The organism is Enterobacter asburiae, assembly GCF_007035645.1.
GTDB lineage: Bacteria > Pseudomonadota > Gammaproteobacteria > Enterobacterales > Enterobacteriaceae > Enterobacter > Enterobacter asburiae_B.
In genome coordinates this window covers 449,258-468,293 of record NZ_AP019632.1, presented here as the reverse complement: position 1 = coordinate 468,293, position 19,036 = coordinate 449,258, and the positions used below count along the sequence as shown (strand labels likewise).

19 protein-coding genes are annotated in these 19,036 nt (G+C 55.4%); 14 read left to right on the top strand and 5 right to left on the bottom strand.

Annotated features, from left to right (window positions below):
- Positions 1 to 5 precede the first annotated feature (5 nt).
- From kdsD to npr, 10 genes are all read left to right on the top strand, one after another.
- Positions 6 to 992 (top strand): arabinose-5-phosphate isomerase KdsD, encoded by a 987-nt coding sequence (gene kdsD / locus FOY96_RS02160; protein WP_023333606.1) that lies wholly within the window; start codon positions 6 to 8, stop codon positions 990 to 992.
- A 14-nt stretch (positions 993 to 1,006) separates the two neighbouring features.
- Positions 1,007 to 1,573: a 3-deoxy-manno-octulosonate-8-phosphatase KdsC gene (kdsC, locus tag FOY96_RS02155; RefSeq protein WP_023309356.1), complete on the top strand. Its 567-nt coding sequence runs from the start codon at positions 1,007 to 1,009 to the stop codon at positions 1,571 to 1,573.
- Positions 1,570 to 2,145 (top strand): LPS export ABC transporter periplasmic protein LptC, encoded by a 576-nt coding sequence (lptC, locus tag FOY96_RS02150; RefSeq protein ID WP_033146749.1) that lies wholly within the window; start codon positions 1,570 to 1,572, stop codon positions 2,143 to 2,145. The genes kdsC and lptC overlap by 4 nt, the downstream gene beginning before the upstream one ends.
- Entirely contained in the window at positions 2,114 to 2,668 is a 555-nt protein-coding gene (gene lptA / locus FOY96_RS02145) for a lipopolysaccharide ABC transporter substrate-binding protein LptA (RefSeq protein WP_033146750.1), read from the top strand. The genes lptC and lptA overlap by 32 nt, the downstream gene beginning before the upstream one ends.
- 6 nt (positions 2,669 to 2,674) lie before the next feature.
- Positions 2,675 to 3,400: an LPS export ABC transporter ATP-binding protein gene (gene lptB, locus FOY96_RS02140; RefSeq protein WP_033146751.1), complete on the top strand. Its 726-nt coding sequence runs from the start codon at positions 2,675 to 2,677 to the stop codon at positions 3,398 to 3,400.
- A 47-nt stretch (positions 3,401 to 3,447) separates the two neighbouring features.
- On the top strand, positions 3,448 to 4,881 hold the full coding sequence (gene rpoN, locus FOY96_RS02135) for an RNA polymerase factor sigma-54 (protein ID WP_047060252.1): 1,434 nt from the start codon (positions 3,448 to 3,450) through the stop codon (positions 4,879 to 4,881).
- Between the two features lie 22 nt (positions 4,882 to 4,903).
- Complete coding sequence (hpf, locus tag FOY96_RS02130) at positions 4,904 to 5,191, top strand: ribosome hibernation promoting factor (protein WP_008501444.1); 288 nt, start codon at positions 4,904 to 4,906, stop codon at positions 5,189 to 5,191.
- Positions 5,192 to 5,273: 82 nt separating this feature from the next.
- Positions 5,274 to 5,765 carry a PTS IIA-like nitrogen regulatory protein PtsN gene (ptsN, locus tag FOY96_RS02125; RefSeq protein ID WP_008501443.1) on the top strand — a complete coding sequence of 164 codons (492 nt, stop codon included), beginning with the start codon at positions 5,274 to 5,276 and terminating at the stop codon, positions 5,763 to 5,765.
- Positions 5,766 to 5,810: 45 nt separating this feature from the next.
- The gene (rapZ, locus tag FOY96_RS02120) at positions 5,811 to 6,665 is read left to right on the top strand and encodes an RNase adapter RapZ (protein ID WP_014885397.1); all 855 of its coding nucleotides are present in this window, start codon (positions 5,811 to 5,813) and stop codon (positions 6,663 to 6,665) included.
- A complete protein-coding gene (npr, locus tag FOY96_RS02115; RefSeq protein WP_003861872.1) occupies positions 6,662 to 6,934 on the top strand; it encodes a PTS phosphocarrier protein NPr in 273 nt (90 codons plus the stop codon). The genes rapZ and npr overlap by 4 nt, the downstream gene beginning before the upstream one ends.
- A 39-nt stretch (positions 6,935 to 6,973) precedes the next feature.
- Here npr and mtgA read toward each other — a convergent pair whose 3' ends face one another.
- From mtgA to lptF, 5 genes are all read right to left on the bottom strand, one after another.
- Positions 6,974 to 7,699 (bottom strand): monofunctional biosynthetic peptidoglycan transglycosylase, encoded by a 726-nt coding sequence (gene mtgA, locus FOY96_RS02110; RefSeq protein ID WP_143346431.1) that lies wholly within the window; start codon positions 7,697 to 7,699, stop codon positions 6,974 to 6,976.
- Positions 7,696 to 8,349, bottom strand: coding sequence for an isoprenoid biosynthesis glyoxalase ElbB (gene elbB, locus FOY96_RS02105; protein WP_143347746.1), 654 nt, complete (start codon positions 8,347 to 8,349; stop codon positions 7,696 to 7,698). Before elbB ends, mtgA begins: the two co-directional genes overlap by 4 nt.
- 232 nt (positions 8,350 to 8,581) lie before the next feature.
- Positions 8,582 to 10,915: an aerobic respiration two-component sensor histidine kinase ArcB gene (gene arcB, locus FOY96_RS02100; RefSeq protein ID WP_143346430.1), complete on the bottom strand. Its 2,334-nt coding sequence runs from the start codon at positions 10,913 to 10,915 to the stop codon at positions 8,582 to 8,584.
- Between the two features lie 135 nt (positions 10,916 to 11,050).
- A complete protein-coding gene (gene lptG, locus FOY96_RS02095; protein WP_024906346.1) occupies positions 11,051 to 12,133 on the bottom strand; it encodes an LPS export ABC transporter permease LptG in 1,083 nt (360 codons plus the stop codon).
- Entirely contained in the window at positions 12,133 to 13,233 is a 1,101-nt protein-coding gene (gene lptF, locus FOY96_RS02090; protein WP_024906345.1) for an LPS export ABC transporter permease LptF, read from the bottom strand. The genes lptG and lptF overlap by 1 nt, the downstream gene beginning before the upstream one ends.
- Positions 13,234 to 13,499: 266 nt before the next feature.
- Between lptF and pepA the strand changes: the two genes are divergently transcribed.
- The 4 genes from pepA (at position 13,500) to FOY96_RS02070 (ending at position 19,023) form a co-directional block, all read left to right on the top strand.
- Entirely contained in the window at positions 13,500 to 15,011 is a 1,512-nt protein-coding gene (gene pepA / locus FOY96_RS02085) for a leucyl aminopeptidase (RefSeq protein ID WP_023309366.1), read from the top strand.
- An 86-nt stretch (positions 15,012 to 15,097) separates the two neighbouring features.
- Positions 15,098 to 15,541: a DNA polymerase III subunit chi gene (gene holC, locus FOY96_RS02080; protein WP_008502815.1), complete on the top strand. Its 444-nt coding sequence runs from the start codon at positions 15,098 to 15,100 to the stop codon at positions 15,539 to 15,541.
- Entirely contained in the window at positions 15,541 to 18,396 is a 2,856-nt protein-coding gene (locus FOY96_RS02075; RefSeq protein ID WP_143346429.1) for a valine--tRNA ligase, read from the top strand. Before holC ends, FOY96_RS02075 begins: the two co-directional genes overlap by 1 nt.
- A 123-nt stretch (positions 18,397 to 18,519) precedes the next feature.
- Positions 18,520 to 19,023 carry a GNAT family N-acetyltransferase gene (locus FOY96_RS02070; RefSeq protein ID WP_039260409.1) on the top strand — a complete coding sequence of 168 codons (504 nt, stop codon included), beginning with the start codon at positions 18,520 to 18,522 and terminating at the stop codon, positions 19,021 to 19,023.
- The last annotated feature ends 13 nt before the right edge of the window (positions 19,024 to 19,036 follow it).

The window sequence follows — 19,036 nt, the reverse complement described above, 5'->3', positions numbered from 1 at the left end:
GCATTATGTCGCAAATAGAATTGCAGCCGGGTTTTGACTTTCAGAAAGCAGGCAAAGAGGTTCTGGAGATTGAACGTGAAGGTCTGGCGCAGTTAGATCAGTACATTAATCAGGATTTTAGTCTGGCATGTGAGAAGATGTTCTATTGTGCCGGCAAAGTCGTGGTGATGGGGATGGGTAAGTCCGGCCACATTGGACGCAAAATGGCGGCAACGTTTGCCAGCACCGGAACCTCTTCCTTCTTTGTACATCCGGGGGAAGCCGCGCACGGTGACCTGGGTATGGTCACGCCGCAGGATATCGTCATCGCGCTGTCCAACTCCGGGGAGTCCAATGAAATTCTGGCGCTGATCCCAGTACTGAAGCGACTGCAGGTGCCGCTTATTTGCATGACCAGCCGTCCCGAAAGCAGCATGGCGCGGGCAGCCGATATTCACCTGTGCGTGAAAGTGCCCAAGGAGGCCTGTCCGCTCGGCCTGGCGCCGACGTCCAGCACCACCGCCGCACTGGTGATGGGTGATGCGCTTGCCGTCGCGCTGCTCGAAGCCCGCGGTTTTACGCCGGAAGATTTCGCGCTTTCCCACCCGGGCGGCGCGCTGGGGCGCAAGCTTCTGCTTCGGGTAAACGATATTATGCACACCGGGGATGAGATCCCTCACGTCAGTAAAGAAGCCTCCCTGCGTGATGCGCTGCTGGAAATCACCCGTAAGAATTTGGGTATGACGGTCGTGTGCGACGATCTGATGAAAATTCAGGGGATCTTCACCGATGGCGACCTGCGCCGCGTGTTCGACATGGGTGTAGATGTCCGCACGCTCGGCATTGCCGATGTGATGACGCCGGGCGGTATCCGCGTCCGTCCGGGTACGCTGGCCGTGGATGTGCTGAACCTGATGCAGTCCCGCCACATTACCTCAGTGATGGTTGCCGATGGCGACCAGTTGCTGGGTGTGGTACATATGCATGATCTGCTGCGCGCAGGCGTAGTGTAATGAAGGATAAAACAATGAGTAATGCGGGTGCATCCCTTGCAACCTGTTATGGACCGGTCAGTACCCAGATGATGGCAAAGGCGGAAAACATTCGTCTGCTCATCCTGGACGTGGATGGCGTACTTTCCGATGGCCTGATTTACATGGGCAATAATGGTGAAGAGCTGAAAGCGTTTAACGTTCGCGACGGCTACGGTATCCGCTGCGCGCTCACCTCGGGTATTGAGGTGGCTATCATCACCGGGCGAAAAGCTAAACTGGTAGAAGACCGCTGTGAAACCTTAGGAATTACCCATCTGTATCAGGGTCAATCCGATAAGATGGCGGCGTTTAAGGATTTACTGGGTAAACTGGCTATCGCGCCGGAAAACGTAGCCTACGTCGGGGACGATCTGATTGACTGGCCCGTGATGGCTGAAGTTGGACTGAGCATCGCCGTTGCCGATGCGCATCCGCTGCTGATCCCGCGCGCTGACTACGTTACCCACATCAACGGGGGCCGTGGTGCCGTACGTGAAGTCTGCGATCTGCTTTTGCTGGCGCAGGGCAAGCTTGATGAGGCCAAAGGGCAATCGATATGAGTAAAACCAGACGCTGGATTATCATTTTGCTTTCGCTTGTCGCACTGGTATTGATTGGCGTGAACCTTGCCGATCGCGACGATCCGCAAACGGAAGTGGTCAACAATAACGATCCAACCTATAAAAGCGATCACAGCGACACCGTGGTCTACAGCCCGGAAGGCGCGCTGAACTATCGCCTGATTGCCCAGCATGTTGAATATTTTTCAGATGACGGTATTTCGTGGTTTACCCAACCTGTCATGACCACATTTGATAAGGACAAAGTGCCGACGTGGTCAATTAAGTCAGATCGGGCAAAACTGACAAATGACCGTATGCTTTATCTGTATGGCCACGTTGAAGTCAACGCCCTGACCGCTGACTCGCAACTGCGAAAAATTACGACGGATAATGCCCAAATTAACCTGGTAACCCAGGACGTGACCTCGCAGGATCTGGTCACACTGTATGGCACAACATTTAATTCCAGCGGTTTGAGAATGCGCGGGAACTTACGCAGCAAGAACGCCGAGCTGATTGAAAAGGTTAGAACCTCCTATGAAATTCAAAACAAACAAACTCAGCCTTAAAGTAATTATCGCCAGCGCGATGCTGGCGACCAGTCTCCCCGCGCTTGCTGTAACGGGCGATACCGACCAACCGATCCATATCGAGTCTGATACCCAGTCTCTCGATATGCAGGGCAACGTCGTCACCTTCACGGGTAACGTCGTCATGACTCAGGGCACCATCAAAATTAACGCCGACAAAGTGGTCGTGACCCGTCCGGGTGGCGAGCAGGGCAAAGAGATCATTGATGGTTACGGCAACCCGGCCACCTTCTACCAGATGCAGGATAACGGCAAGCCGGTGAAAGGCCGCGCCTCGCATATGCACTATGAGCTGGCGAAGGACCTGGTCATCCTGACCGGAAACGCGTATCTGGAACAGCTGGACAGCAACATTACCGGCGACCAGATCACCTATCTGGTGAAAGAGCAAAAAATGCAGGCCTCCAGCGAGAAAGGCAAACGCGTCACGACCGTCCTGGTTCCGTCGCAGCTGCAGGACAAAGGCAAAGGCCAGGCCCCGGCACAGAAGAAGAGTAACTAATTCGTTATGGCAACATTAACTGCAAAAAATCTCGCGAAGGCCTACAAGGGCCGCCGTGTCGTAGAAGATGTCAGTCTGACCGTCAACTCCGGCGAAATTGTAGGGCTGCTTGGCCCTAACGGTGCGGGTAAAACCACCACCTTCTACATGGTCGTTGGCATTGTGCCGCGCGATGCCGGCAACATTATCATTGACGATGAAGACATCAGCCTTCTGCCGCTGCACGCGCGCGCGCGTCGCGGGATCGGCTACCTGCCGCAGGAAGCCTCCATTTTCCGTCGTCTTAGCGTTTACGATAACCTGATGGCGGTCCTGGAAATTCGTAACGATCTGACCAGCGAACAGCGTCAGGATCGTGCCAACGAATTGATGGAAGAGTTCCACATTGAGCATCTGCGCGACAGCCTCGGTCAGGCACTCTCCGGGGGTGAACGCCGTCGTGTTGAGATTGCACGTGCGCTGGCCGCAAACCCGAAATTTATCCTTCTGGATGAACCGTTTGCCGGCGTTGACCCGATCTCGGTTATCGACATTAAACGCATCATTGAACACCTGCGTGACAGCGGGCTTGGCGTACTGATCACCGACCACAACGTCCGTGAAACGCTGGCCGTGTGTGAACGCGCGTATATTGTCAGCCAGGGCAATCTGATCGCCCACGGTACGCCGCAGCAGATCCTCGAAGACGATCATGTTAAGCGCGTCTATCTTGGGGAAGACTTCAGACTCTGATAGGGTAGAGGTAACGTAACGCCGAACCGGAGAAAAACGCTCTGAACATGAAGCAAGGTTTGCAATTAAGGCTCAGCCAACAACTGGCAATGACGCCGCAGCTACAGCAGGCAATTCGCCTGTTGCAACTGTCCACGTTAGAACTTCAGCAGGAGCTCCAGCAGGCGCTGGACAGCAACCCCCTGCTGGAACAAACCGATCTTCATGACGAGGTAGATACTCAGCAGTCACAGGATACAGAAGCGCTCGACACCGCGGATGCACTCGAACAAAAAGAGATGCCCGACGAGCTACCGCTGGATGCCAGCTGGGATGAAATCTACACCGCCGGAACCCCTTCCGGTACGCGTGCAGACTACCAGGATGATGAGCTACCGGTCTATCAGGGAGAAACCACCCAGTCGCTGCAGGATTACCTGATGTGGCAGGTGGAACTTACCCCCTTCTCCGATACCGACCGCGCGATTGCCACCTCAATTGTCGATGCCGTTGACGACACCGGCTATTTGACCGTCACGCTGGACGATATCCTGGAAAGCATGGGCGACGAAGAGATTGAACTTGAGGAGATCGAAGCCGTTCTGAAGCGCATCCAGCGTTTCGATCCGGTAGGCGTGGCCGCAAAAGATCTGCGCGACTGCCTGCTGATCCAGCTTTCTCAGTTCAGCAAAGAGACGCCATGGCTCGACGAGGCGCGCTTAATCATCAGCGATCATCTGGATCTGTTGGCCAACCACGATTTCCGCAGCCTGATGCGCGTCACGCGCCTGAAGGAAGAGGTGCTGAAAGAAGCGGTGAATCTGATCCAGTCGCTCGATCCGCGCCCGGGACAGTCGATCCAGACCAGCGAACCCGAGTACGTTATCCCGGACGTGCTGGTCAGAAAACACAATGACCGCTGGGTCGTTGAACTTAATTCAGACAGTATCCCTCGCCTGCAAATCAACCAGCAGTATGCCTCCATGTGCACCAGCGCGCGTAACGACTCGGACAATCAATATATTCGTAGCAATCTTCAGGAAGCGCGATGGCTGATCAAAAGTCTGGAGAGCCGAAATGATACGCTGCTGCGCGTCAGCCGCTGTATTGTCGAACAGCAGCAGGCGTTCTTTGAGCAGGGCGAAGAGTATATGAAACCGATGGTACTGGCGGATATCGCCCAGGCCGTCGAGATGCATGAATCAACCATTTCCCGTGTCACCACGCAGAAGTATCTGCACAGTCCACGCGGTATATTTGAGCTTAAGTATTTCTTCTCCAGCCATGTGAATACCGAGGGCGGCGGCGAAGCGTCGTCAACGGCCATTCGTGCCCTGGTGAAGAAGTTGATCGCCGCGGAGAACCCCGCGAAGCCACTAAGCGACAGTAAGTTAACCACCATGCTGTCCGATCAGGGTATTATGGTGGCACGTCGTACTGTTGCGAAGTATCGAGAGTCTTTATCCATTCCGCCGTCCAACCAGCGTAAACAGCTGGTCTGACACAACCGATAAGGAAGACACTATGCAGCTCAACATCACTGGACAAAACGTCGAAATTACTGAGGCTTTACGCGACTTCGTGAACGCGAAGTTTGCAAAACTCGAGCAGTATTTCGAAAGGATCAATCAGGTCTATATTGTGTTGAAAGTGGAGAAAGTGACTCACATCTCGGATGCCACCCTGCATGTTAACGGGGGTGAACTGCATGCCAGTGCGGAAGGGCAAGACATGTACGCTGCTATCGACGGCTTGATTGATAAGCTTGCACGACAGCTCAATAAACATAAAGATAAACTGAAACAACACTAATTGTCCGGGCAGTTAACGGGTGCAGGACGGCCTGTTGTGAAACACAACAGGCCATTTGTACAGTTAGCGCTTAGGTGAAATTATGATGAACAACGATTCCGCTCTTCAACTGAGCAATGTCCTTAACCAGGAATGTACCCGCAGTGCGGTTCACTGCCAGAGCAAAAAACGTGCGCTGGAGATCATCAGTGAACTGGCTGCAAAACAGCTGGGCCTGCCGCCGCAGGTGGTGTTCGAAGCGATTCTGACCCGTGAAAAAATGGGCAGTACCGGTATCGGCAACGGCATCGCGATCCCGCACGGCAAACTGGAAGAGGATACCCTGCGTGCCGTTGGTGTGTTTGTGCAGCTTGAAACACCCATCGCCTTCGATGCTATTGATAACCAGCCCGTCGATCTCCTCTTCGCGCTGCTGGTGCCTGCCGACCAGACGAAAACCCATCTGCATACGCTGTCGCTGGTCGCAAAACGTCTGGCCGATAAAACCATTTGCCGTCGACTGCGCTCGGCCCAAAGTGATGAAGAGCTCTATCAAATTATCACTGAAGCAGAAGGCAATCAGGATGATGCATAACCAGGAGATGGCCTTCACATCTGTTGTCCTGAGGAGAAACGGAACATGGTGCTGATGATTGTCAGTGGCCGTTCAGGGTCGGGGAAATCCGTTGCTCTGCGCGCCCTGGAAGACATGGGTTTTTACTGCGTCGATAACCTGCCGGTCGTGTTGTTACCCGATCTGGCCCGCACGCTGGCGGAGAGACAAACCTCTGCCGCCGTCAGTATCGACGTTCGTAACATGCCTGAATCGCCAGAGATCTTCGAACAGGCCATGAGCAACCTGCCTGACGCGTTCTCGCCTCAGCTGCTGTTCCTCGATGCAGACCGCAATACGCTGATCCGCCGCTACAGCGATACCCGTCGTTTGCACCCGCTATCCAGCAAGAACCTCTCTCTGGAGAGCGCTATCGATGAAGAGAGCGACCTGCTGGAGCCGCTGCGTTCTCGTGCCGACCTGATTGTCGACACCTCTGAGATGTCCGTTCACGAGCTGGCGGAAATGCTGCGTACCCGGCTGTTGGGTAAACGCGAGCGCGAACTGACGATGGTGTTCGAATCCTTCGGCTTTAAGCACGGTATTCCGATTGATGCGGATTATGTTTTCGACGTGCGCTTCTTGCCGAACCCGCACTGGGATCCAAAACTGCGTCCAATGACCGGTCTGGATAAGCCGGTGGCGGCGTTCCTCGACCGGCACACAGAAGTACACAATTTTATCTACCAGACGCGAAGCTACCTTGAGCTATGGTTACCTATGCTGGAGACAAACAATCGTAGCTACCTGACGGTGGCGATTGGTTGTACCGGCGGTAAACATCGTTCGGTTTACATCGCCGAACAGCTGGCCGACTATTTCCGCTCGCGCGGTAAGAACGTTCAGTCCCGTCATCGCACGCTGGAAAAACGTAAAACATGACCGTAAAACAAACCGTTGAGATCACCAACAAGCTGGGTATGCATGCACGCCCGGCGATGAAACTGTTTGAGCTGATGCAGGGTTTCGATGCAGAGGTTCTGCTGCGGAATGACGAAGGCACCGAAGCGGAAGCGAACAGCGTGATCGCGCTGCTGATGCTGGATTCCGCCAAAGGGCGCCAGATTGAGGTTGAAGCCACCGGCCCTCAGGAAGAGGAAGCGCTGGCGGCGGTGATTGCCCTGTTTAACGCAGGGTTCGACGAAGATTAAGGTCTGCTATTCAGGCGGGTAGCGCTGCGCTTACCCGCTCTACATAAGATTATTACGCTGCATAAACTCCTCTCCACCCAGCTGATTCATCTGGCGCATAATCCACGCCTGACGGCTTCGCACGTACCCTGATGGGGCAATGGCCTTAAAGCGGATAGGGTTCGGTAACACAGCGGCCAATAGCGCCGCTTCTGACATGCTCAGACGGCTGGCTGGCTTATTGAAATACCGCTGTGCGGCAGCTTCCACGCCAAATATACCGTCGCCAAACTCAGCGACGTTGAGATAGACGGTCAGAATGCGTTTTTTGCTCCAGACCGTTTCCATCCCAAGGGTCAACCCCGCTTCCAGCCCTTTTCGCAGCCAGCTTCGACCATCCCACAGAAACAGGTTTTTGGCCGTCTGCTGCGACAAGGTTGATGCCCCGCGCACGCGATTTTCATGGCGTTCGTTATGGGCTAGCGCCTTCTCAATGGCCGCCACGTCGAACCCCCAGTGCTCCGGGAATTTCTGGTCCTCCGCCGCGATGACCGCCAGCCCCATGAACGGGGAGATCTCGTCCATGCTCACCCAGTCAGAGTGGGCAACATAGCTGAAATCGCCGCTGAACCACGCGCTAAGCTGACGCTCAACCATAACGGCAGAGAACGGTACCGGCATAATGCTGAATAAAGCCAGCCCGCCTCCCCAGAATACCGCCAGCACAAGTACGATGCGCAAGAGAAAACGTTTCACCCCTGCGCCTGCGGCAAATTTACGCCTCATTCAGTCAGCACCAGCACGCGGGCCACCAGCTTTTCAATACCTGAGGCCGCCTCAGCGATATTGTTCGCCAGCATATACGCTGGCGTGGTGACAATTTTGTTATCTTCATCAACCACAATGTCATCAACCGGGCACGGAACGTGTTCGCCCCCCATTTCCTCGACGATCTCTGCGGTATCAATATCCGTCCCGATAGTCAGGCGCAGCGGGAAATCAAAAATCCTGGGCAGCATTGCCGGCGCGATGCAGATAAAGCCCTGCGGTTTTCCTGCCGCGTGCATGGCCTGCGACAGCGCTTTAAGATGAGGATCAACCTGACACTCCGCGCCCTGCGCAGCAAAGGTACTGAGATTTTTGGCCGCGCCAAACCCACCGGGCAAAATGAGCGCATCAAGCTCTGTAGGGTCTGCCTGAATAAGAGGATGGATATCACCTCGCGCAATACGCGCGGCTTCAATCAGTACATTACGGGTTTCCGCCATCGGCTCGCCGGTCAGATGATTAATCACATCCGCCTGATTTTTGTCCGGCGCAAAACAAATAACCTCTGCTCCCTGCTTAGCCAGGGCCAGCAGCGTGATTACGGCTTCATGTATTTCAGAACCATCGTAAACACCGCATCCGCTCAGCACGACACCAATCTTTTTCATCATGACAATCCTTTTCTGCAACTTGCTGAAGCACATTAATAATTTTGATTAAAACGCTATGCTTCACACATTTCACTGATTCATGTAACAAACCATTTAAGATTTGCTATCTTATCTGCGTGCGGCCTAAATTTTTCAGGCAGCGCCCTTTCGAAAATAACTTTAAAAAACAGGCGCAGCCACGATTTCCCTGGTGTTGGCGCAGTATTCGCGCACCCCGGTTAAGCCGGGGTCATTTTTTTCTGGCGTCTACCCAGGCTTTAAGCACCGCTACATCGTTTTGCCACTCTTGTTTCATCTCTTCAACCCAATCACCCACGTTATCTTCCCATGCAGGTAAATCAGGCGACTGAATCTGTTGACCCAGCTGCTGCAGATGGCGTAAGCCAACCGAGCCGGCGGCACCTTTGATTTTGTGTCCTTCTTCGACGATGCCTTTTTGGTCACGAGCCGTCAGGTTTGATTCCAGCACGCTCAGATAGCCCGGCATCATTTTTTCGAACACCGCCAGACCATCGGTAATCAGTTTCGGACCCACCAGATCGATGTACTGCTCCAGCATCGCGGTATCGAGTATCGTTTGGGCTTTTGCGCTATCAACAGACGTCATGGTGCTCTCCTCTTCATCACGGGTATCCCAGAACTTCTTAATCATGGCGGTCAGAGCAGGCACCGCCAGCGGCTTGCTGAGTACATCGTCCATACCGGCATCGAGATACTCTTTTTTGTCTTTCAGCACGTTCGCCGTCAGCGCCACCAGCGGCGGCAGCTCGTCGGCCGCGTACTGACGCGTCAGCTCACGAGAGATATCCAGCCCGGTCATATCCGGCAGCTGGATATCGAGCAGAACAAGATCGTATTCGCCCGGTTTAAACATATCCAGCGCGGCCTTACCGGTCATCGCGACATCCACGCTGTTGCCCAGTTTTTCCAGCACCGAGCGCGCCACAATCACGTTCAGCTCAATGTCTTCTACCAGCAGGACGTGCAGCGCGGGCAGCGGCATGTCGTCGTTTTCAAAGGTATCCTCAACTTCCTCCGCCACCGCCGGCGCATGGACCGTCAGCGTGAAGGTTGACCCTTTGCCCGGCTGGCTGACAACGGTGATATCGCCACCCATACTCTTCGCCAGCCGCTTAGAGACCGCCAGGCCAATGCCCGTTCCTGTCGCCGGTTTCCCGCCGTTGCTGTCCTTCACCTGGTAGTACATCGCGAAAATTTTGTCCTGCTCCTCCTGCGGAATACCCATCCCGGAGTCTTCCACCTCGAAGTGCAGCATATCGCCTTCGTCATAGCGGATGCGCACCGCCACCTGCCCCTTCTGGGTAAATTTCACCGCGTTGCTGATAAGGTTCCACAGGATCTGGCGCAGACGCGTGCCGTCGGTCACCACTTTATGCGGCAGCGGCAGGGTTGGCTCCATGACAAAGCTCAGTCCCTTCTGCTGCGCCTGCAGGCCGGACAGGTTTTCGAGGTCGGCAAGGAAGCTGGTGAAATCAACCGGCTGATTATCAAGCTGAACTTTACGGCGCTCCATCTTATCCATATCAATAATATCGTTGAAGATATTACCCAGCGTGACCGCGGATACATGGATAGTCTTGAGGTATTTTTCCTGCTCTGCGGTCAGGTCGGTATCCAGCAGAATACGGCTCAGCCCGACAATCCCATTAAGCGGCGTACGCAGCTCGTGGCTGATGGTGGAGATAAAGGTAGTCTTGTCGCGGCTGGCGCGCTCCAGGGCATCCTGGTAGCGCTTACGTTCGGTGATATCGCGGCCAAAGCCCATCAGGCCGTGGCGTTTCCCCACGCGGTCATAGTAGGGCACCTTACGGATCTCAAAGCAGGCTTTGCGTCCGTCCGGGTAATCCAGCCACTGTTCATAGGTCAGCGAGACGTTATGGCGGAATACTTTTTCGTCCGTCTCCATGACCTTAGCCGCCGCCTCTTCAGAGTAAACGTCCTGCGGCTTCAGGTTAATCAGCTGCTTCTCGCTTTTCCCGGTGAGCAGCTCCATCGCCCGGTTACAGCCGGAAAACTCTTTATCTTCATTACGGTAAAACACCAGATCCGGCGAAGCATCGAGGAACGACCGCAGGAAAGAGGATTGCTGTTCAAGCTGGATCTGCGTGACCTCGCGCTCTTTCATTTCGATTTTCAGCTGCTCCAGCGTGGCCTGACGCTCGGCTTCCGCCTTCTCACGATCGGAGATCTCCTGATTCAGCTGCGCAATGTTGTCTTTAAGCTGGACGTTGAGCTTCAGGTCGCGCTCGCGCATCTCTTCCAGTTTATCGACCAGTTTTGACAGACGCTGACGGGACTCTTCCAGCTGTTCAACCACCACGGAAAGGAAATAGACCGCCCAGGGCGTAATGAGCAAGCCAAAGAAGATGGAGCGGATGACGTCGATACTCTCGACCTGACCATGCAGAACCATGGTGACGGCCATTTGTACGACAATGGCCAGAACGACCAGCGCCAGCGCAAGCAGCATGGAGAAACGCACCAGCCCAAGCTTCATCATCAGGTCGACGTAATACTGGGCAAGCATTCGAATTTGCTTCATAGAGGATCCCTTCACGACTTTATCGCTCAATAATACTCAAATTCAGGGCGAGGCGTTGAAGGTTGTGAGAAAAAGTGCGGGGTGAAACAGGAGATTAGCCTCGCTCCCGGTTAACCGGAAGCGAGGAGAGGTCAATCAGGAGCGTTTCAACAGCAGCCAGAGGCTGATCAGGAGGAAACTGGCGCTTGGCAGCAGCGCACCAATTATCGGCGGAATGCCATAAACCAGCGTCAGCGGACCGAAGATCTGATCGAGCACGTAGAACACAAAGCCGAAACTGATACCGGTCACGACGCGCACGCCCATCGGCACGCTGCGTAACGGGCCGAAGATAAACGACAGCGCCATCAGCATCATCACCGCCACGGACATCGGCTGGAAGATCTTGCTCCACATGTTGAGCTGATAACGTCCTGCGTCCTGCCCGCTCGACTTCAGGTATTTCACATAGTTGTGCAAACCGCTGATGGAGAGCGCGTCAGGATCCAGCGCCACAACACCGAGCTTATCGGGCGTCAGGTTGGTCTTCCACGTACCGGTTACCGTCTGAGAACCCGTAATCTGTTTCGGATCGGTCAGGTTAGATTCATCAACCTGGGACAAACGCCACTGTTTATGTTCGGCGTCAAATTTCGCCGAAGAGGCGTGGCGGACTGACTCCAGACGGCGCTGGTCATCGAAAGCATAGATGCTCACCCCACCCAGTTCATCATTCCCCTTTACCCGTTCGATGTAGACGAAGTTTTTACCGTCTTTCGCCCATAAACCTTGTTGAGTCGAGAGCAGCGAGCCGCCGTACATGGCCTGCGCACGGTAGTTACGCGCCATCTGTTCGCCCTGCGGCGCGACCCACTCGCCAATCGCCATGGTCAACAGCACCAGTGGGATCGCGGTTTTCATTACCGACAGCGCAACCTGCATGCGGGTAAAACCCGAGGCCTGCATAACGACCAGCTCACTGCGCTGCGCCAGCATCCCCAGCCCCAGCAGCGCGCCCAGCAGGGCCGCCATCGGGAAGAAAATCTGCACATCTTTCGGCACGCTGAGCAGGGTATACATCCCCGCGCCCATCGCGTCATAGCTCCCCTGGCCGGCTTTTTTCAGCTGATCGACAAATTTGATAATGCCGGAGAGTGACACCAGCATGAACAACGTCATCATGATGGTGGTAAAAATGGTTTTACCGATATAGCGATCAAGAACGCCAAACGCCTGCATTAGATGGCTCCTTTACGCGAGAATCGGGCACGTATGCGGCGCACAGGCACCGTATCCCACAGGTTTAATCCCAGCGCCAGTAAGATGTACAGGCTGTTGACGAACCATGTCCAGACCATAGGGTCCAGCTTCCCCTTCGCGCCGTTAGAACGAATCGAGGTTTGCAGCAGGAAATAGATCAGGTAAAGCAGCATCGCCGGCAGCATAGAGAGCACGCGGCCCTGGCGCGGGTTCACCACGCTCAGCGGAACGACAATCAGCGCCATCATAAACACGGTGAAGACAAGCGTAATACGCCAGTGGAACTCAGCACGCGCTCTGTCGGTATCGGTATTCCACAGGGTACGCATGTCCATTTGCTCGGTATCCGTTGGATCGAGCGCCACCGCCTGATGGCCGATAATGGCCTGATAGTTCTGAAAATCCGTAATACGGAAGTCGCGCAGCATGGCTGTGCCTTCGAAACGGGTGCCTTTGTTCAGCGTCACGATCTGAGAACCATCTTTGCGCTGAGCAAGCTGACCGGAGTCTGCAACCACCACGGAAGGACGCGCGTTACCTTTGGGACGTAACTGCGCCAGGAATACGTCGTTGAATTTACTGCCGTCAACGCTCTCAATGAACAGCACGGAGTTGCCGTCGGTCGCCTGCTGGAATTGCCCCTGGGCTAAGGCTGCCATGCCGGGGTTGGCTTTCGCTTCGGCCAGCACTTCGTCCTGATGACGGGAAGACATGGGACCCGCCCACATCACATTCACCGCCGCGACAATACCCGTGAACAGCGCCAGTATCATGGCCGCTTTCACCAGTACTGCTTTGCTCAGGCCACAGGCATGCATCACCGTGATTTCACTCTCGGTGTAGAGTTTCCCAAGCGTCATGAGCAGGCCAAGGAAAAGACTTAGCGGCAGGATGAGCTGCGCCATTTCCGGGATCCCTAAGCCAAGCAGGGAAAGCACCAGATTTGTTGGAATTTCGCCGTCAACGGCCGCACCGAGGATCTTAACCAGCTTCTGACAGAAAAAAATCAGCAGCAGGATGAAGAGAATCGCCAGTTGGCTTTTGAGCGTCTCCCGCACCAGATATCTTATGATTATCACTTTAAATACGCCCGTAAAAACCCGTCTCTTTGCTGGAAAATCGCTTGTTTCATGGCTTAAACGTCATTTATTCTCTTGAGTCGTCGAAATCATCGCTAAGATTAAAACATCCGGCGGATTCACGCTTCAGGACTTTTTCTGACGTGTCGAAACCGTAGTAACGTAAGATTAACACGAAGTCACCACAACAGCGGACATGAGTTACGAAAGGTTTCAATTCTATCCGTAGCTGCCGCCGTTGTCTTTAAGATTCAGGAGCGTAGTGCATGGAGTTCAGTGTAAAAAGCGGTAGCCCGGAGAAACAGCGGAGTGCCTGCATCGTTGTGGGCGTCTTTGAACCACGCCGACTCTCCCCGATCGCCGAGCAACTCGATAAAATCAGTGACGGCTATATTAGCGCCCTGCTGCGCCGTGGCGAACTGGAAGGCAAACCTGGGCAGACGCTGTTACTGCACCATGTTCCGAACGTGCTGTCAGAACGTATTCTGCTGATTGGCTGCGGCAAAGAACGCGAGCTTGATGAACGTCAGTATAAGCAGGTGATTCAGAAAACAATCAATACGCTGAATGATACCGGCTCAATGGAAGCCGTCTGCTTCCTGACGGAGCTGCACGTTAAAGGGCGTAACACCTACTGGAAAGTGCGTCAGGCGGTTGAAACGGCAAAAGAGAGCCTGTACAGCTTCGATCAGCTGAAGACCAATAAAAGCGAGCCGCGTCGTCCGCTGCGTAAAATGGTCTTTAACGTGCCAACCCGTCGCGAGCTGACCAGCGGCGAACGCGCGATCCAGCACGGTCTGGCGATCGCGGCCGGCATTAAAGCGGCCAAAGATCTCGGCAACATGCCGCCTAACATCTGTAACGCGGCATACCTGGCCTCTCAGGCGCGTCAGCTGGCCGACGCCTACAGCAAAAACGTCATTACCCGCGTCATCGGCGAACAGCAGATGAAAGAGTTGGGGATGCACTCTTACCTGGCGGTCGGTAACGGCTCGCAGAACGAATCCCTGATGTCCGTCATCGAGTACAAAGGCAATCCGTCCGAAGACGCGCGCCCGATTGTGCTCGTCGGTAAAGGCCTGACCTTCGACTCCGGCGGTATCTCCATCAAGCCTGCCGAAGGCATGGATGAGATGAAGTACGACATGTGCGGTGCGGCGGCGGTTTACGGCGTGATGCGCATGGTCGCGGAACTGCAGTTGCCTATCAACGTGATCGGCGTACTGGCGGGCTGCGAAAACATGCCTGGCGGGCGCGCCTATCGTCCGGGTGACGTTCTGACCACCATGTCCGGCCAGACCGTTGAAGTGCTGAACACCGACGCCGAAGGGCGTCTGGTGCTGTGTGACGTGCTGACCTACGTTGAGCGCTTCGAGCCTGAAGCGGTGATTGACGTCGCTACCCTCACCGGAGCCTGCGTGATTGCGCTGGGCCACCATATCACCGGCCTGATGTCGAACCACAACCCGCTGGCGCATGAGCTTATCGGTGCCTCAGAGCAGGCCGGTGACCGCGCATGGCGTCTGCCGCTGGGTGACGAGTATCAGGATCAGCTGGAGTCTAACTTTGCGGATATGGCGAACATTGGCGGACGTCCTGGCGGGGCGATCACCGCGGGCTGCTTCCTGGCACGCTTCACCCGCAAGTACAACTGGGCACACCTGGATATCGCGGGCACCGCATGGCGATCCGGTAAAGCCAAAGGCGCAACCGGCCGTCCAGTGGCGCTGCTGTCGCAGTTCCTGCTGAACCGCGCAGGTTTTAACGGCGACGAGTAAGTCAAAACGGCAGTAAACCGTAGGCCGGGTAAGGCGAAGCCGCCACCCGGCTTAAGCATTTAAAGTGAGCACAAGAAGCCCCATATATGAAGAATGCAACGTTCTACCTTCTGGACAACGACACCCATCAGGATGGCCTCAGCGCCGTAGAACAGCTGGTGTGTGAAATTGCCGCAGAACGTTGGCGCGCAGGTAAACGCGTTCTGATTGCCTGTGAAGATGAACAGCAGGCGATTCGCCTGGATGAAGCGCTGTGGGCGCGCCCCCCGGAGAGTTTTGTGCCGCATAATCTGTCGGGCGAAGGCCCGCGCGGCGGTGCACCGGTTGAAATTGCCTGGCCGCAAAAGCGCAACAGCAGCGCGCGCGATATTCTGATTAGCCTGCGGATAGATTTTGCAGATTTTGCCACCGCTTTCACAGAAGTGGTAGACTTTGTCCCTTACGAAGAATCTTTGAAACAACTGGCGCGCGAACGCTATAAAGCGTACCGCCTGGCTGGTTTTAACCTGAATACGGCAACCTGGAAATAATGGAAAAGACATATAACCCACGCGATATCGAACAGCCGCTTTACGAGCACTGGGAACAGCAGGGCTATTTCAAGCCTAACGGCGACGAAAGCAAAGAGTCCTTCTGCATCATGATCCCGCCGCCGAACGTCACCGGCAGTTTGCATATGGGTCATGCTTTCCAGCAGACCATCATGGACACCATGATCCGCTATCAGCGCATGCAGGGTAAAAACACCCTGTGGCAGGCGGGGACTGACCACGCGGGTATCGCGACCCAGATGGTGGTTGAGCGTAAAATTGCCGCTGAAGAAGGAAAAACCCGCCACGACTACGGTCGCGACGCGTTCATCGACAAAATCTGGCAGTGGAAGGCGGAATCCGGCGGCACCATTACCCGTCAGATGCGCCGTCTCGGCAACTCCGTGGACTGGGAGCGCGAGCGCTTCACCATGGACGAAGGCCTGTCCAACGCCGTTAAAGAAGTCTTCGTCCGCCTGTACAAAGAAGACCTGATTTACCGCGGCAAACGCCTGGTAAACTGGGATCCAAAACTGCGCACCGCCATCTCTGACCTGGAAGTGGAAAACCGCGAGTCTAAAGGCTCCATGTGGCACATCCGCTATCCGCTGGCCGATGGCGCAAAAACCGCCGACGGCAAAGATTACCTGGTGGTCGCAACGACCCGTCCGGAAACCCTGCTGGGCGATACCGGCGTGGCCGTTAACCCGGAAGATCCGCGTTATAAAGATCTGATCGGCAAATTCGTGGTGCTGCCGCTGGTAAACCGCCGTATTCCGATTGTGGGCGACGAACACGCCGACATGGAAAAAGGCACCGGCTGCGTAAAAATCACCCCGGCGCACGACTTCAACGACTATGAAGTCGGCCGTCGTCACGCCCTGCCGATGATCAACATTCTGACCTTCGACGGTGATATCCGCGAAAGCGCAGAAGTGTACGACACCAAAGGCAACGAATCCGACGTTTACTCCAGCGACATCCCGGCTGAGTTCCAGAAGCTGGAGCGTTTTGCCGCGCGTAAAGCCATCGTGGCTGCCGTTGACGCGCTCGGCCTGCTGGAAGAGATCAAACCTCACGATCTGACCGTGCCGTACGGCGACCGTGGCGGCGTGGTTATCGAGCCAATGCTGACCGACCAGTGGTACGTGCGTGCCGACGTGCTGGCGAAACCGGCTGTCGAAGCGGTTGAAAACGGCAGCATTCAGTTCGTGCCGAAGCAGTACGAAAACATGTACTTCTCCTGGATGCGCGACATTCAGGACTGGTGTATCTCTCGTCAGCTGTGGTGGGGTCACCGTATTCCGGCGTGGTACGACAACGAAGGCAACGTTTACGTTGGCCGTAGCGAAGACGAAGTGCGTCAGGAAAACAACCTGAGCGCGGACGTTGCGCTGCGTCAGGACGAAGACGTGCTGGACACCTGGTTCTCCTCCGCGCTGTGGACCTTCTCCACCCTCGGCTGGCCAGAAAACACCGACGCGCTGCGTCAGTTCCACCCAACCAGCGTGATGGTCTCCGGCTTCGACATTATCTTCTTCTGGATTGCCCGCATGATCATGATGACCATGCACTTCATCAAAGACGAAGACGGCAAGCCGCAGGTTCCGTTCCATACCGTCTACATGACCGGTCTGATCCGCGACGACGAAGGCCAGAAGATGTCCAAGTCCAAGGGGAACGTGATTGACCCGCTGGATATGGTTGACGGTATCTCTCTGGAAGATCTGCTGGAAAAACGTACCGGCAACATGATGCAGCCGCAGCTGGCTGAGAAAATCCGCAAGCGCACCGAGAAGCAGTTCCCGAACGGGATCGAGTCTCACGGTACCGACGCCCTGCGCTTCACCCTGGCGGCACTGGCCTCAACCGGTCGTGACATCAACTGGGACATGAAGCGTCTGGAAGGTTACCGTAACTTCTGTAACAAACTGTGGAACGCCAGCCGTTTCGTGCTGATGAATACCGAAGATCAGGATTGCGGCTTCAACGGCGGCGAGATGACGCTGTCTCTGGCAGACCGCTGGATCCTGGCGGAATTCAACCAGACGGTGAAAGCGTTCCGCGAGGCGCTGGACAGCTACCGCTTCGATATCGCGGCGGGCATTCTGTATGAATTCACCTGGAACCAGTTCTGCGACTGGTATCTGGAGCTGGCGAAGCCGGTGATGAACGGCGGCACTGAGGCGGAGCTGCGCGGCACGCGCAACACGCTGATTACCGTTCTGGAAGGTCTGCTGCGCCTGGCGCATCCGGTCATTCCATTCATCACCGAAACCATCTGGCAGCGCGTGAAGGTGATTGCAGGCATCAACGCCGATACCATCATGCTGCAGCCGTTCCCGGAATTCGATGCGGCCAAGGTTGATGAAGCGGCGTCCGCGGATACCGAGTGGCTGAAACAGGCGATCGTTGCGGTACGTAACATCCGTGCTGAAATGAACATCGCCCCAGGCAAACCGCTGGAGCTGCTGCTGCGTGGCTGCAGCGAGGCTGCCGTTCGTCGCGTCGCCGAGAACAACACCTTCCTGAAAACCATGGCGCGTCTGGAAAGCATCACCGTGCTGCCTGCGGATGACAAAGGTCCGGTTTCCGTGACCAAAATCATCGACGGCGCCGAGCTGCTGATCCCGATGGCGGGCCTGATCGACAAAGACGCCGAGCTGGCTCGTCTGGCGAAAGAAGTGGCAAAAGTCGACGTGGAAATTGGCAAAATCGAAAGCAAGCTGGCGAACGAAGGCTTTGTCGCCCGCGCGCCGGAAGCGGTCATCGCGAAAGAGCGCGAGCGTCTGGTTGCCTTCGCCGATGCGAAGACCAAGCTGATCGAGCAGCAGGCGGTTATCGCAGCCCTGTAATGCTTTTACCCCTTACGCTTCAGGGCGTAAGGGGTATCCTTCCTGAAAACTCCTCGCTTGCACTCCCCTTTCTGCGGTGCTATTAACAGCAGTTATGTGTCAATTTTTGTAATGAGTAATGCTATGAGCGTGATTACCCCCGTCGCGACGACGATGCGCCGGATCGCTGAGCAGGATAACCCGGCAATCGCCGCCGTTATCCGCACCGTTTCTGCCGAATATGGCCTGACGGCTGACAAAGGCTACACGGTTGCCGACCCGAACCTGGACGAGCTTTACCAGCTCTACAGCCAGCCAGGGCATGCCTACTGGGTAATCGAGCAGAACGGTCAGGTTGTGGGCGGCGGCGGCGTGGCGCCCCTCAGCTGCAGCGAGCCGGATATCTGTGAGCTGCAGAAAATGTATTTTCTGCCAACGGCGCGCGGGCAAGGGCTGGCGAAAAAGCTGGCGCTGATGGCGCTGGACCACGCGCGCAAGCAGGGTTTTACCCGCTGCTACCTGGAAACCACCGCTTTCCTCAAAGAGGCCATCGGCCTGTATGAACATCTGGGCTTTGAGCATATCGATGCGCCGCTGGGCTGTACCGGCCACGTTGATTGCGAAGTCAGGATGCTGAAAAGTCTGTAAGTTTCGTTCCTGC